The organism is Acerihabitans arboris, from assembly GCF_010131535.1.
Taxonomy (GTDB): domain Bacteria; phylum Pseudomonadota; class Gammaproteobacteria; order Enterobacterales; family Enterobacteriaceae; genus Acerihabitans; species Acerihabitans arboris.
Genome location: NZ_WUBS01000030.1, coordinates 1 through 13,716, shown reverse-complemented (window position 1 = coordinate 13,716; position 13,716 = coordinate 1). Strand labels below are relative to the sequence as shown.

13 protein-coding genes and 1 pseudogene are annotated in these 13,716 nt (G+C 49.0%); 5 read left to right on the top strand and 9 right to left on the bottom strand.

All coding sequences use genetic code 11. The features are described from left to right. Positions 1–210 precede the first annotated feature (210 nt). Positions 211–1,476, top strand: a complete 1,266-nt coding sequence (locus GRH90_RS25315) for a UbiD family decarboxylase domain-containing protein (protein WP_376766105.1) — start codon at positions 211–213, stop codon at positions 1,474–1,476. Positions 1,477–1,871: 395 nt separating this feature from the next. Here GRH90_RS25315 and GRH90_RS25310 read toward each other — a convergent pair whose 3' ends face one another. The 6 genes and pseudogenes from GRH90_RS25310 to GRH90_RS25285 all read right to left on the bottom strand — a co-directional run bounded on the left by GRH90_RS25310 (position 1,872) and on the right by GRH90_RS25285 (position 6,503). After that, on the bottom strand, positions 1,872–2,156 hold the full coding sequence (locus tag GRH90_RS25310; RefSeq protein ID WP_162368749.1) for a HigA family addiction module antitoxin: 285 nt from the start codon (positions 2,154–2,156) through the stop codon (positions 1,872–1,874). 11 nt (positions 2,157–2,167) lie between these two features. Next, a pseudogene (locus GRH90_RS25305) lies at positions 2,168–2,371 on the bottom strand (type II toxin-antitoxin system RelE/ParE family toxin); the annotation flags it as partial. 212 nt (positions 2,372–2,583) lie between these two features. After that, positions 2,584–3,066 carry a GNAT family N-acetyltransferase gene (locus tag GRH90_RS25300; RefSeq protein WP_162368746.1) on the bottom strand — a complete coding sequence of 161 codons (483 nt, stop codon included), beginning with the start codon at positions 3,064–3,066 and terminating at the stop codon, positions 2,584–2,586. A gap of 437 nt (positions 3,067–3,503) precedes the next feature. Further along, positions 3,504–3,845: a branched-chain amino acid transport AzlD family protein gene (locus tag GRH90_RS25295; protein WP_162368745.1), complete on the bottom strand. Its 342-nt coding sequence runs from the start codon at positions 3,843–3,845 to the stop codon at positions 3,504–3,506. Further along, entirely contained in the window at positions 3,826–4,530 is a 705-nt protein-coding gene (locus GRH90_RS25290; RefSeq protein ID WP_162368744.1) for an AzlC family ABC transporter permease, read from the bottom strand. The genes GRH90_RS25295 and GRH90_RS25290 overlap by 20 nt, the downstream gene beginning before the upstream one ends. A gap of 2 nt (positions 4,531–4,532) precedes the next feature. Beyond that, positions 4,533–6,503 carry a methyltransferase domain-containing protein gene (locus GRH90_RS25285; RefSeq protein WP_162368743.1) on the bottom strand — a complete coding sequence of 657 codons (1,971 nt, stop codon included), beginning with the start codon at positions 6,501–6,503 and terminating at the stop codon, positions 4,533–4,535. A gap of 740 nt (positions 6,504–7,243) precedes the next feature. On the opposite strand from GRH90_RS25285, the gene GRH90_RS25280 reads away from it, so the two are divergent. From GRH90_RS25280 to GRH90_RS25270, 3 genes are all read left to right on the top strand, one after another. Next, complete coding sequence (locus tag GRH90_RS25280) at positions 7,244–8,047, top strand: AraC family transcriptional regulator (RefSeq protein ID WP_162368742.1); 804 nt, start codon at positions 7,244–7,246, stop codon at positions 8,045–8,047. Between the two features lie 92 nt (positions 8,048–8,139). Next, positions 8,140–8,760, top strand: coding sequence for a LysE family translocator (locus GRH90_RS25275; RefSeq protein WP_162368741.1), 621 nt, complete (start codon positions 8,140–8,142; stop codon positions 8,758–8,760). An 82-nt stretch (positions 8,761–8,842) separates the two neighbouring features. After that, complete coding sequence (locus tag GRH90_RS25270; protein WP_162368740.1) at positions 8,843–9,523, top strand: phenylalanine--tRNA ligase beta subunit-related protein; 681 nt, start codon at positions 8,843–8,845, stop codon at positions 9,521–9,523. Between the two features lie 280 nt (positions 9,524–9,803). Here the strand turns inward: GRH90_RS25270 and GRH90_RS25265 are convergent, their stop codons facing one another. After that, positions 9,804–10,829, bottom strand: a complete 1,026-nt coding sequence (locus tag GRH90_RS25265; protein ID WP_218586291.1) for an alpha/beta hydrolase — start codon at positions 10,827–10,829, stop codon at positions 9,804–9,806. A 126-nt stretch (positions 10,830–10,955) separates the two neighbouring features. Between GRH90_RS25265 and GRH90_RS25260 the strand changes: the two genes are divergently transcribed. After that, positions 10,956–11,870 carry a LysR substrate-binding domain-containing protein gene (locus tag GRH90_RS25260; protein ID WP_162368739.1) on the top strand — a complete coding sequence of 305 codons (915 nt, stop codon included), beginning with the start codon at positions 10,956–10,958 and terminating at the stop codon, positions 11,868–11,870. A 188-nt stretch (positions 11,871–12,058) separates the two neighbouring features. Here the strand turns inward: GRH90_RS25260 and GRH90_RS25255 are convergent, their stop codons facing one another. Both GRH90_RS25255 and GRH90_RS25250 read right to left on the bottom strand, forming a co-directional pair. After that, positions 12,059–12,628, bottom strand: coding sequence for a YncE family protein (locus tag GRH90_RS25255; RefSeq protein ID WP_162368738.1), 570 nt, complete (start codon positions 12,626–12,628; stop codon positions 12,059–12,061). Between the two features lie 398 nt (positions 12,629–13,026). Next, complete coding sequence (locus GRH90_RS25250) at positions 13,027–13,554, bottom strand: Lrp/AsnC family transcriptional regulator (RefSeq protein WP_162368737.1); 528 nt, start codon at positions 13,552–13,554, stop codon at positions 13,027–13,029. Between the last annotated feature and the right edge of the window lie 162 nt (positions 13,555–13,716).

Genomic DNA, 13,716 nt, shown 5'->3' with positions numbered 1-13,716 from the left:
GACGACGTCTTGAGGGTTTTGCGGGGGTTTGTTTCATGAGTAGCGTCCATTAAAAAAAATGATGGACATCATCTTCGACAACTTGACGGGTAATTAACAGACGGCTCTGGGCGTACGCTTACATTGGTTGATGTGTATGAGCCGGTTGACCCACACTTGGATTTAATCACTGACTACCTGCAATCGTGTCGGCAACCGAAGGATTCCCTCATGTCGGCTATTCAACCATTACAAATTTGGCATCATCCTACCAGAGGACAATTTCCGGTTCTGATGGGGGTATTCGGTGATAGGGAACGCATCCGTTTCTTCCTTGACCCTCAGAGGAAATATGCATGTCATATCTCTAACGCTGAATTGATTAGCGGTGCAATAGCCAGACCTGAACCACCGTATTTATTAGCGCATTCGTCGGACAGAACGGTGATTTTTTCACCCGATTTAAATACGTTGTTACCAGTACTAAAATATTCTTCGGTAGATCCGGGCCCGACAGTAACGCTTGGGTTAGTCTATGCGAGGGACACGAAAAGTGGTGCTGAAAATTGTTCGTTTCACAGAATAACGATTAAGCCAGGCTCTGTCACTATTGCCATGAGCTCCACAGGTCACCTTCGGCGTTTACTTGATGCACATTCCCTACGAGGGCAGCGTCTCGAAATATCGGTGAATATAGGATTGGATCCGGTTGTATATATTGCCTCTGCGCTTAGCCAACCCGCCGTGAAATATGGTGAAAATGAATTGGGTATAGCTGGGGCGATTAGGAAACAGAAAATTGAACTTGCGCCCTGTTTCTCACACTCGGGCGTTTTTATTAATCACGCTGAAATTGTGTTGGAAGCATCCATTGGTAATGAGACTGAGATGGAGTCTGGGGGCAGAGCCTCAGGGTTGAGTATGCCGGAATATTTGGGCTATTATTCATCAACAGGGAGGGTCTCTACCTTACTCGTCACAGCGTTGAGCCACAGGGTAAATGCTATTTATCAGACATTATCAGGTCCTGGAAGGGAACAATCTGAATTACTGGGCGTTGGGGTGGAGAGTTCTGCCTTAACATTAATCACGCGTCATGTAACCAGCAAAATAGTGAATAATATAGTTTCTCTACCAGCAGGTGGTGGACATCTTTTGCTAGTATTACAGGTTCGAAAAAAACAGCAAAATGATGATGAAAATGTCATCGTGATGGCCAATATTATATTAGAAAATATTCCTGTAACTAAGCATGTTTTTATTGTTGATGAGGACGTCAATCCTTATTCGCATTCGGATGTCATGTGGGCTTTGGCTACTCGTTTTCGTGCTGAGACGGATTTGTACATAACACGATGCCTCCAGGGTAATCCGCTTGACCCAAGCCAGTCTTCTCTTTATATTCCTGATACAAAAAAAGGCCAGACTAAGAAGAGTGTTTTTGACTGCACCGTGCCTTTCCGACTGAAGAAAAAATTTCGCAGGGCATTTATCTAATCAAATTTGTCGGAATATTAAATATTTTTTTAATACTGTTGAGCAACAAATGTCTGTAATTAATAACTATTGCCTGAACGAAGTCATCAGTCTATTCGAAAAGAAAGCATAACTGTTGTAGACAAGTATCGGGACTACAATTATCAGACAGACCAGATTCATATTATTCCATCCGGCTATCTCAAGAAACCAACCGGCCGAAACTGATGATCTGGCCGAAAACGCAATTATGGTCAGCGGCTTTTCAGATGCGGCTCGAATGCCATACTTAAGGCTGTGGTGCCATAGCCTCAACGATAAAAAAGGCCCCACCAATGAACTGATCCCAAGCTGTTCGAATGGTTACCAACGCACAGGGACAGCTCACTCGTGGAGCCTGATTGTGACAAAGCCTATTAAGTGAACACCAGACGCTCAATGGGGGGATGCTCACGGCGCTCCGCTTGCCACAGATCGTATGCCGCCTGCGCAGCCAGATATACGCGTGCAGAACCGATACCCGCCAGCTCCAGGCGATGAGCCAGCTCCGCCGTGATCGCGGCATGGCAATTAAGCACGGTAGACAACTGTCCGCGTGAATAACTGATATGCCGCGCCAGCGCAGTGACCGTCAGGCCAATGGCAGGCAAGACATCTTCGCGCAGCGATTCTCCCGGATGGGGAGGGTTATACATCGGCATCATGGTCCTCCTTAGAGATAATCAAGATAATCGACCATTTCGACGTCACCATGGACAAATCGAAATATTACGCGCCAGTTGCCTGACACGGTGGCAGACCAGAAGCCTTTGCGCTTGCCCTTTAAATAATGCAAACCAACGCCGAGGATGTCATTTGGCGAGCTGGCATAACCCAACAAACGTCGAAGGTGCGGGATATGCTCGGGACGAACACCTGAGTGACCGTCGCGCTCCTATAAAGCCTGCAACCGCTTATGTTGGAAACTCAGCTCATGCTGCCTCCACTGTAAGGCATCACCTTACACCTTGCAAGTCTCTCAGAAATGGTGAGATGCTGACGAGCCTGAAATCGCGCCATTTCACAATAACAATATTTTCGCGCAATCACTTTTCGACACCTGTAGCGGTTGAAATTAGGTGATTAGCGTTATCCTATGCTGGCTATATGTTGCAAGGAAGCACCTTCGAGTCGGTAGCGGATCCATTCAGGCACCGGTTCGGCGCTGAGTCGCTCATAAAAATCTATCGCTGGTTGATTCCAGTCGAGCACACTCCATTCCAGACGTCCGCAATCCCGCGCAACCGCCAGTTGTGCAATATGTTTAAGCAGCGCTTTTCCGGCGCCTTTACCACGATACGGTTGTGATACGTACAAATCTTCCAGATAAATGCCGTTGCGACCAAGCCAGGTAGAGTAACTGGTAAAAAAGACAGCAAACCCAACCGGTTCAGCGTTCCATTCGCAGATGAGCACTTCGGTACGCGAACGATCGCCAAATAGCGTTTTTTCTATTTCTTGCTGATTAGTTTTAACCTCATGCAGGGCTTTTTCATACTCAGCCAATTCACGAATAAAGGCCAGGATAGAGGCCGCATCGCGCTTTTCGGCTTGGCGAATAGTTAATGTCATGCTTTATTTCCTATGATCAACGCAGAAAAAGAGGCTAAATAAATCATAAGTGATTATTTATAATGCATGAAGCGCAATATTATAAGCAAGCGGGAACTCGACTTGTTGTTCGACATTGGTCGGTCACTGCTATTCCTACCGCAACCGTCGCAACCCGCATGCCTTGGTTACGTTTCGTTATGATCGGGAATTCAGTCAGTTGCAGACATTTTAAGGAGGCAGTTAGCGCATGGGTATGAGAACGATCTTGTGATCAGAAACCCGCCTTCGTTATGGCTGCCAGCGCATACATATCCATCTGCGACGCGAAGGCAGGTTAATCAATCTAAAAAATCCATATCTAATTTATTGCCCGGAAAGGCTGAATTTACGGCGCAAATGGTTTTTGTCTTCACTTCTTCATTTACGTTCGACTAGCATTGTTAATTAGATTGATATTAAATCAAACAAATTGTTAACCAGTAAACCAAGATAGAAAAAATAACAGTCACTCCTATATTTACCCTCAATATAAGCAACAATAAAATTGCCCCGGATGCCGCGGTAAATGCCAGGATACTTCCCTGGTGAATTGCTGTCATGCCTGATGACGTGAGCGTCACACCCGCCAGTGCGGCTATCATCACCGGTCCGAGGTTTGCCATCGTATCTTCTTGTTTATTCAACCAAGCAATCATCCAGCTATCACTCTTTCCCCAAAAAGGTAAGCTTCGAGTCAGATAAGTCAGTGATCCGATGACTAATATAGCCAGCCAGAGTTCACCGTCGGAAAAATGCATACCGCACGCCCTTTGATAGCTTTAACACTAAAAAACCAATAATGATCCCTGCAAATATCCCCAGCGAGGCATGGCCGTTATAGGTCAGAACACCCGCGGTAATTCCTGCCACTGTCATAGCCGGAAGCACCCTTTGCACTTTGTTTAGCCAACAAAGCGTCAGAAACAGTGCCGGCAGAGCAAAACCCGCGGCCTCTGCCAGTTCCGGGGCATGAGTGCTCATGATATTCCCGGTTAAACACCCGATAGCTGTTCCTATCAGCCATGTTCCCCAGGCACAGACGAATACGGTAATCAGTCGGCAGCTATCATTGTCTTTTTCACCTTGATCACGACTTCCCCGCAATGTCGCAAACACTTCATCTGTCAGATAAAAAGAATATAGCCGTCGAAAACCTGCGGACTTGGGTAGAATATCCATCAGCATAGGGCCGTACAGCAAGTGGCGAAGGTTAATCGCCGTACAGATAATCACCACAATAAACAACGATGCACCTGACGCAAGGGTACTCAACAGTAGAAACTGACTAGCACCCGCAAATATCAACGTAGAAATAGCCATGGCCTGAAAAAACGTCAGGCCAACCGTCTGCGCAGCGGCACCAAAGGCCATCGCGACCGGCAAATACCCAATCATAATAGGCGACGCTTCGCGCAGACCCTTTCCTATTGACTGAAGTTTCATGATTAATTTTTCTCAAAAACAAATAGATGCGTCCCTGCATCCCAATCACTGTCTCCGTCAGTTCTGTAAAGACGCTGATGATGCGCCAAGTCAAATCCTGCGGAAGCCGCCATGTGGACTAAACGTTGTGGATAGGTTTTTTGCTCAACCTCGTAATCCATACCTGCAACCAGAGCTTCCAATTCAAGAATATGAAACCGGTAATAGGTTATGCCAGGATGAGAAACAGGTTCTGGGAATGTTTTTTGTTGCATATCAGATAACAATGTACGAATACGCGCAGCAGAAACCGGCACCTCGCCTGATAATGCTAAAAATAGGCAATAGGGCACTTCATTATTCATTCGAGTGACCAATTCTTGCTCAGATGGATCCAGTGCGGATAAAGGCACTGAGGCAAGTGTGTTTGCAATATATTTCAGATGATGGACAAGTAAATTTTTTTCTCGTTCAACCCGACTGGTAAAAGGAGAGAGCATTTCATCACTGATAATAAATCGCCCGCCGTTAGGCAATAACGACCTGACACGATGGAATAATAAAGTTGTATCCAAGTGATGTGATGCGCCTATTGAGATGACGACATTAAACGTTTGATCGCCGGCGTCAAAATCATCGATACCTGAATTGATTAATTTGACCCGGCGATCGGTTTCAAAGCGTCGCGAAAGATGGTTGAATGCTTTTTTGCTGGGATCAATTGCTGTAACAGCCATATCAGGACAGAGTTCTAGCAGCATATATAATGGCAATCCTGGCCCGGTTCCTATATCAAGCACTGATGGTGAAGAGCTGAAGTCCCTCAAAAAAGGAGCAATAGCAAGGACCTGCCTACCGTACGCGGGATGTACTATTTCATAAGCATCATAGCTGTCCACATTTATTCGATCTTCAAAGAGAACCCGATCCTCGATGGAAGGGTGCTTCGTTAACTCCATCTCAGTTCTTACCTGAAATATTCCAGGTACAGATATATTATTCATCCTGAGTAAAGCTTCAGTTGCCAACACTGAGACAATCATAGAGGACGAGCGTGTCAGGGTTTTAAGCTCGGGCACGGATAACAATGAATCCTGTACGGGAATGCTGACCATGGCAGCAATCTGCCGCGCTTGTGCAAACAGATCGTCCTGACAATCTGTTCTAGAATTGGGTAAGTCACGAAATGGATGAAGATGGGGGAAAATAATAATGCCAATAATTGGCGTACAAACTGAAAATAGTTGCACCTGCTGCCAGCTTTTTCTATGTTTATCAATAAATTCAGCAATGGTAACTTGGGCATCAACACGATTGAGAGGACAGTCTTCAAAAAGTATGCGGTAACAGCAAAGTCCATTTTGAACCTCAATACATAACCGACTAAAAACTGACCGAATATTCTCCTCCCATTCATTTTGATGCTGTGGCCACGCAATACGATACTCCATACTTATAGCGCGTACCGCCTCAGGATCGGGATAGACCAACGTCACGAGGAGTTTCACATCAGAAGCTGCAGTTGCCTCATACAGGTGGGGGGCATCACCGTTAAACTGTATTGAGTCTCCTGCATGGACCAGCGAAAGGGATGACAACTGCCCGGTCAGTACCGTACCCATCAGAACTGTGACCGTTTCTTTCAGGCCCAGCATATGGGGTGAAGCTTTACGTGATTGACCCGCAGGGATCGTCATCATGTAAGATTCAATAATTTGCGGACCATTTTGCCTCTCCACGAGCTTTACGCTGATCCCATCAGTACCACCAATTTCATCAAGCCCATCATCGGCAACGAGCTGACCAAAGGGAACTCGGAGTGTGCACGCCAGCCGCCATATAGTTTCAATGGTCGGATTTCCTTCACCTTTTTCAAGTCCTGATAACGTCGCTTTGGCCACGCCACTCAATTCAGATAGTCCGTTTAGGGTTAACCCCTTCAATTTTCGGGCTTTACTAAGATTAGCCGCCAGTGCTAGAGCAGGATATGGCATGGTACCCTCTATATGGCCTTGTTCGTTATAATATGATTTATAATTTTTTTACGCCAATAAATTGTTTAAAACAAGTTTTTTATTTGCATAATGTGCTATATTTCGGTTTATGTTCATTTTAAAGAACAAAAATCATATCTAATACCCTATGAAACGTATGATTTAAACTTTGTAAAGCTTGATGAGGTATAGCTATATGAGGGATGCAGACACGAGCATCCGGGATGCCAACAGCTATACAAACCGACAATTCATTGTGATTGGCCACAATGATCTGGCCGAATATTCCAGTTTCTACATCGCATTGAAAGATTGAATTTGTTATCCCGATTCTGAGCTTGATTGCGACTGTATTGAAATTAATCAATGGGTTACTTTAGCCGTGCCAGCACTGATAAGCATGAAGGGTGTTGTCCACACAAGTGGATATCACTCGTTATACGCTACCGCATGACGAGCGTCGTGTGGACTGATCGCCAGGTGCGTCGATGAGGCACAGGAAGGCAGTGCTGCGCTATTGTCAACATCGTGAAGTTGTGGCCCCTTTGGAGGTGCGGACGTTTTCTTGGACTGGGTTATATTACGATCCCTAGGTGCTGCCAATACATCTAACCGATGTCGACAGAAATAAACGGCACGAGAAAAGCGATCGCAATCACCGGAATCAGTGACCGAAATCATCGAAATGCACATGTATTTTAGTTTAATTGATTTTTTACAAAAAATCGGGAGAAAGTAACTTGAAGCATCATGTTCATAACGTTAAGCGACATCATCCGTTAGTTCCAGGTTTGGAAGCGATGTCATTGCTAACAGAGCACGCCTTTCCCCGGCATTCTCATGATCAATTTGGCATTGGCATTTTTATTCAGGGTGCGCAGCACTCCTGGAGTAATATCGGAAAAGTCGAATCGTCAGCAGGAGATATCATCATGGTTAACCCTGGGGAAATTCATGATGGGATCCCACTTCAGGGGCCGCGCGGATGGCATATGATTTACATTAATCCGGAGGTGGTTGCGCAGGAACTCCGGGATTTGTCTAAGGTAGATGATTTCGTTATGCGCCCTGTCGTCAGCGATCAGGAACTACGTTTTCACATGCGGAATTTGTTCACAGAAATCAACACAATTTGCCCTGACCGAACTGCCGTTGAGGAGGCATTTCTGCTTTGCCTGATGCGAGTGACCCATTACCACATTTTTTCAAAACAGCAGGGCAAAACATATTCACCCGCCATAGCGCTGGCTAAACAGTATCTTGATGATTCACCAGAAGAAAAAGTCACACTAAGCATGTTGTCTTCTCTTTGTGGAGTAAGCCGCTTTCAGCTGATACGCGGATTTTCGCGCGAAACAGGCGTCACGCCTCATGCTTATCTGGTTCAGTCACGCGTACGCCTGGCGCGGCGATTACTGTTAGAAGGGAAAAAAATCACCGATACTGCCCTGGTGGCCGGCTTTGCCGACCAGAGTCATCTAACCCGTGCTTTTCAGAAGCAGTTTGGCATTACGCCGGGCCACTATGTGGCTTCAGCAAAATAATATTTAACCCGCAATTTTCTTCAAGACAGACACGCTGACTATCAGAAATACTCTGTATTACAGCTTCAGACTACTTCTTAGAGAGAAACGCAATGCAGATAAGTACTGAATTTCTGATTACGTCTTTTATCGTGGTCATCTCACCCGGCACCGGAGCCATTTATACCATTGCAACCGGCTTATCCAAGGGGGTCAAAGTGAGCTTTATAGCCGCTGTTGGTTGTACCCTTGGGATTATTCCTCATATGGTTGCGGTCGTTACAGGTCTGGCTACTATATTCCATACCAGCGCTGTGGCCTTTGAGTTCATAAAATTTCTGGGCATAATCTGGCTTCTGTACATGGCTTGGGGCATTCAAAGGCAAAGTGGACCGTTACAGGTTGAAAATGCCGGTGAAATCAGGGCTCCTTTAAAGATCGTCGCTCATGCTATCTTAATCAACCTGCTTAACCCGAAGCTGTCACTCTTTTTTCTGGCTTTTCTGCCACAGTTCATCCGTGCTGATACGGCCTTTCCGGCACATGAAATGCTGATGCTCAGTGGGGTTTTTATGTTAATGACTTTGCTGGTTTTTACGTGCTATGGCGCATTTTCTGCTTTCATGCGTGGCCATATTTTATCCCGACCTAGAGTATTAAAAGGGTTACGTGCCTGCATTGCAGTCGGTTTTATAGGGCTGGCTATCAAACTTATCCTGACCCGGAGAGAATAAATCGTATTTTATACGATTGTTGCACTGACTGAATGTGTTCCTTTTTTATATTGAGATTCCATGCCAAATAAAAGGAAAATGCATGATGATTTCATTATCGATGGGTATGACAGAACAATACAGGCGGACGCCCTTTGGTGTCCTGGTAATGCGCGATTATCAGGAAAGTGCGGGGAGATTACAGCGCTTCCGAGAGAGAGCTGGCAGTGAACTGGCAAAACTCAGGCAGGCTCAGGGCAATAAGGACAGAAAAGCACTGCTCGATGCCGACAATGCCCTTGCTGTCTATGTACGCTATTACAAAAAGTTTAAGAAGACCTATCACGTTCTCCCCCAGATCGAATCGGTGCTGAACGGGAAAAATCTGCCTGACGCTCTGGGATTAATACAAGTGCTGTTGTTGGTTGAACTCACCACGTCACTACTAATTGCCGGCCATGACCTGCAGCATCTGACTTTACCGCTGACGATTGATGTGTCGCAGGGCAAAGAACACTATTTGGCAGCCGGTGGCCGTGAGGTTCAGCCTAAAAAAAATGACATCTGCCTCAAAGACCGGGATGGGATCATCCTGAGCATTATTTATGGTCAAGACGAAAAGTCGCGCATCACCGACGCTACCCGTGACGTTCTTTTCTTCATTGATGGCGTCCCCGGTATTAAGCGCGAAGTTGTAGATGCCGGCCTGGATCAACTGGTTAGTCTGCTTTTCCTCCTGAGTCCCGATGCCCGGATAGAATATCACTTTGTAATCGAAGCATAGTTACTGCCATTACTTATTTACCCATAAGGCTCTTACCCGGCAAATACCATTTTGGGGGCCGGTCGCGAATGCAACTGCCTAGCTGGTGAACAGCTACAGAGATCCGCCTGGCTGACAGCGTAAAATCCGCCATGGCCGCAACACAACACCAATAGACGATAAACGAAGCGCTGTGCGGCAGCCGCCAGAGAAAGTCTTTGCTACCGGATTGGGCCAACTATCTGGGGTCCATGGAGTTCGGCAAAGACGCGATCGACGCTTCATGACGACACCTCCAAGCTCAGGGACTCGGGTACGGATGAAGCGGCACGGTGAAGGCCAGTATGGCGTCGAGGAATTTCTGACGATCCGCCGTGGGTTGCAGATGAACGTAATGCGATGCACCGGCGATCTGGACTACTTCCACTGATGCAGCATCCTTCAAATGAGATCTCAGTGTCGTTACATCAGTTGGACGCGACCAAAAGTCGCGCTCTGAGCGTAGTATCAGTACATGTGAACGAATGAATGACGCATCAAAGAGTTGACGTCCATTCACCAGCTTGAGCGTGTCAGCCGTAGGTCCTGATGGGAATCGGAAGCTGGGCGGCTCGCGTGTGTTGGCGGACGCATCGCCTTCCATTGCCAATTGTGCGTAGCGCGCGAGGAACGCCGCATTGATTCCCTCGCTGCGCCAGCGTCCCACCAGGTTCTCAACCGTTGCGAATCGGTAGGCACCGTGCCGCGAACGATCCAATTCTGTTGGCTGCTGCGGATCGCTAAATTCCTGTTGAAGCTGCCAGCCACCCGCAGGCCCGCCATAGGCCGCGTTGTAGTATATCAGGTGGGATAAATGTTCCGGATACAGCGACGCATAGTGGCCCAACCACTGGGAACCAGTCGCCCAACCGATGGCGACCAGTCGCTCGTCGCCAGGATGGCGACGACGGATCTCCTCCACCACTGCGGCAATGTCAAGCACAGCCTGGTTCGATCTGACGGCGACGGGACCATTGCGCGCTTCGAGCGAATTCTGCATTTCGGGAGGGAATTCCGAGCGACCAAAGCCTCGAATATCCATTAGGTACACCTGGTGTCCTGCCTTGGCAATCTCTTTCGCCGTCGACAGGCCGGGCGCACCCACATCCCAACTGGCCAGCACGCCTGATCGGCCGCCATTGACCATCAGCATGGGGCCGCGGTCGGATGTTGCAGCCGAGTCGCGCAACTCACGAACGAAGATCCTCAGGCCGTCTTCAGTGGCGATGGTGAAGTCATGGCGGACGGTTTCCGCATGACGGGCAATCCTAGAAAAAGGCTCATGCAAGCCGCGATCACTACGCGTTTCATGCGCTGTCCTCCCGCATTGAATAACTAAAGATTGAGCGTAAAGGCAGTCTATGATGCAATCAATGCAATTGAATTGCATTGATTGATGCATTAAGAGGCATGAATGGCATTTAGTCAGTTCCGCCACTTTTTGGCTATAGCCCGGACACTGCATTTCGGCAAGGCTGCCGAAGAACTGGGTATGACCCAGCCTCATCTAAGCCGGGCAATTGCACGGTTGGAAGCTGAACTGGGCATATCACTGTTCCTGCGTACCAGCCGAAAAGTACAGCTCACCGCTGCAGGTGAAGTTTTTCAGTCCGAAGCACTGGAACTGGTACAAGGTCAGCAACGAGCAATGTTGCTGACCCGCGCCGCCTCGGTCCAAGGGAAACAGGTGATACGTATCGGCTTTGTCTCCGCTGCTTTGTATCATTTGCTGCCGGCCATGCTCCGTGAACTACGCGTCACGCACGCTGGCGTGCGCACGGAATTGAGAGAGGCATCAACGCAGGAGCAACTGAATTTACTTGCTGGCGGCGATATCGACATCGGACTGGGCCATCCGCCGGTCGAACGATCTTATCGCATCGTGAACGAAGTGCTCCTCAGTGACCACTTTGATGCTTTGTTGCCAGCAGATCATGATTTAGCTCACGAGTCATCGGTGTCCTTTTCGCAACTGGCTGTACATCCTTTCGTGCTGTTCCCCGAAGAGCAGGGGCCGGTACTGTACTCGGCCATTCGGGATCAATGCCGATTGGCGGGCTATCCGCTGGTTACCAGCCAGACAGCAACTCGGTTGCACAGCCAGTGTTCTCTCATCGCAGCAGGCCTGGGCATTGGCCTGGCGCCAGTGCAGTCGCGCAGCTTGCAAGTCGAAGGTACGGTCCGTGTCCCCATCAACCCCTATCCGACAACTTTACAACTCCCTTTGGCAGTCTTTCGGGATGGGCGCAGGCGTTCCAACCTTCATGAGGATTGTCTTCTGATATTGAGACGGCTTTCGCGCAGTCGTGCGGATTCCCTCGCCACATGACGCTTGTCATCAAGAGGTCATTTATGAAAATGCGCACTCCATGGTCCATGTTTACGATAGGTTTGCAAACTGATCTATCTGCCAGGATAAATGGACTTACATCCGCTCATCGCCCAATTGTCGGCTGATAAGACCAGAGAAGGACACTATTACAGGCATTGAGCAATGAATTTTGCTCCTGCATCAGGTCATTGAGGAATAGGTGCCAACACCCTGCTGTCAGTACGCAGCAACGGCAGCAGGATACGGCCACGTTTCAAGTCAAAGTGAAAGTCTGCCGCTGGCGCGGCGAGTTTACCGAAGGAGCTGGAAACCTGTCCGTCAGGAGTTTGCCCCACGCCATCGACGATCTTGCCGGGCAGCGTGCGCACATTACGTTTTTCTCCCGCCAGGATGAGTTCATAGATCTCGGCCGTGCCCCGAGTGGAGACAAGGTAGCCACCCGAGGGCAGTACTGTAATGCCGTTAGGCTGGTTGAGCTGGGATGACTGCGCGACGATGGATACTATGTGATCGGTGCCGATACGGTAGATGAAGTCCTTACCGGTCGGTGTGACCGTGGTGCCCTCGACCAGCAACGCGCTTTCCGTTCCGACGACCTCGCCAGAAGGCCGGGCCGACAGGCCGTCAAGAAAGGTCGCAACGGGGATAGGGATGCTGCTCTGCGGCGTGCCTGTAGCCAGGTCGAATAAATGCACGGTGTCGATATCGGCCGCGAACAGAGTGCGCCCGGCAATCGCCAGACCCTTGGGGGGCATGCAGCGTTGTGCCTTAGGCCGCGCCATCCACCCACTTCAGCGCAAGCACCTTGCCATCCGGAAGCGGACAACTGAGGGATCGCCGCGCTCTTATAACGCCTGCAACCCCCTGAGTTTAATACTCCGGCCCATACTGCCCGAATGGATGCTGAGCGGACTGGTCCGTCCAGTGTACACGCCGCAGCATTTAAGACCGGGGCTGCCTGGGCTGGGCTGACAACGTCAGCAACAACGGCATAAATTTGTCTCATCCTGTGTCGGTTCTCACCTAACAATCGGAGCGACGTTGTACCTGCTTTCTTGGCGGAGGCTGTCGGTAACTGAGAGGATAATTCGGCCGTGCACCAGGACGCTGATACGAGATGACGGGCGGTTGTGTTGCGGAAGCTTAGCGGATGCTATCGCGGCGGGGTCTGGTCCGGCGCGAGGGGGAGGGCAGTGCCGACTTTTACCTTGTCCATCACCACCCAGGTAGTAAAGCTGCGCACGTTGGGTTCGGTCATGATCGCTTCTTGGGTGAAGCGTTCGTAATCCTGCAGGTCGCGGCAAACCACAGTCAAGATAAAGTCATACTCTCCGGTGACGTAATAACACTGTTGGACTTGTGCTTGCTTAAGCATTGCTTGTTTAAACGCTTTGATCTGTTCGTTTCGCTCTTCAAGCAAATCGATACCTACCAGGCAAGTTACCGGGTAGCCGAGGGTGTGGGCGTCCAGCGTGGCGGTTTCCCGCTCGATGATGCCGCTCTCGCGCATCCGTTTAAGCCGTCGCTGCACCGCGGCCGCCGACAGACCGACCTCTTCACCAATGCGCTGCGCGATATGGCGTGTATCATGCTGATACCGCGCCAGGATGCGGCGGTCGAACTCGTCGATAGCGGTTATGCTATGGTTCTGTTGCGGTTTAGCCGCATTTTTATCGTTCATTTATCCGTTAGTCCGCAAAATAGCGCCTGAATATGCCGCCACCAGGCGCTGAAACGCCGTTAAACTACGCTAACACTAACGGCGGAGGGAAAAGATGTCCAGAGTGCTCACCATTATCACCGACGATGCGCCGGGATTGCATGGCATTGCCGGTCCGGTCAT

Bases quoted from the DNA above. Each gene is read 5' to 3' on its own strand.
- GRH90_RS25315 (WP_376766105.1), top strand. From the start codon at position 211: ATGTCGGCTATTCAACCATTACAAATTTGGCATCATCCTACCAGAGGA.
- GRH90_RS25310 (WP_162368749.1), bottom strand. From the start codon at position 2,156: ATGCCGATGTATAACCCTCCCCATCCGGGAGAATCGCTGCGCGAAGAT.
- GRH90_RS25300 (WP_162368746.1), bottom strand. From the start codon at position 3,066: ATGACATTAACTATTCGCCAAGCCGAAAAGCGCGATGCGGCCTCTATC.
- GRH90_RS25295 (WP_162368745.1), bottom strand. From the start codon at position 3,845: ATGCATTTTTCCGACGGTGAACTCTGGCTGGCTATATTAGTCATCGGA.
- GRH90_RS25290 (WP_162368744.1), bottom strand. From the start codon at position 4,530: ATGAAACTTCAGTCAATAGGAAAGGGTCTGCGCGAAGCGTCGCCTATT.
- GRH90_RS25285 (WP_162368743.1), bottom strand. From the start codon at position 6,503: ATGCCATATCCTGCTCTAGCACTGGCGGCTAATCTTAGTAAAGCCCGA.
- GRH90_RS25275 (WP_162368741.1), top strand. From the start codon at position 8,140: ATGCAGATAAGTACTGAATTTCTGATTACGTCTTTTATCGTGGTCATC.
- GRH90_RS25270 (WP_162368740.1), top strand. From the start codon at position 8,843: ATGATGATTTCATTATCGATGGGTATGACAGAACAATACAGGCGGACG.
- GRH90_RS25260 (WP_162368739.1), top strand. From the start codon at position 10,956: ATGGCATTTAGTCAGTTCCGCCACTTTTTGGCTATAGCCCGGACACTG.
- GRH90_RS25255 (WP_162368738.1), bottom strand. From the start codon at position 12,628: ATGCCCCCCAAGGGTCTGGCGATTGCCGGGCGCACTCTGTTCGCGGCC.
- GRH90_RS25250 (WP_162368737.1), bottom strand. From the start codon at position 13,554: ATGAACGATAAAAATGCGGCTAAACCGCAACAGAACCATAGCATAACC.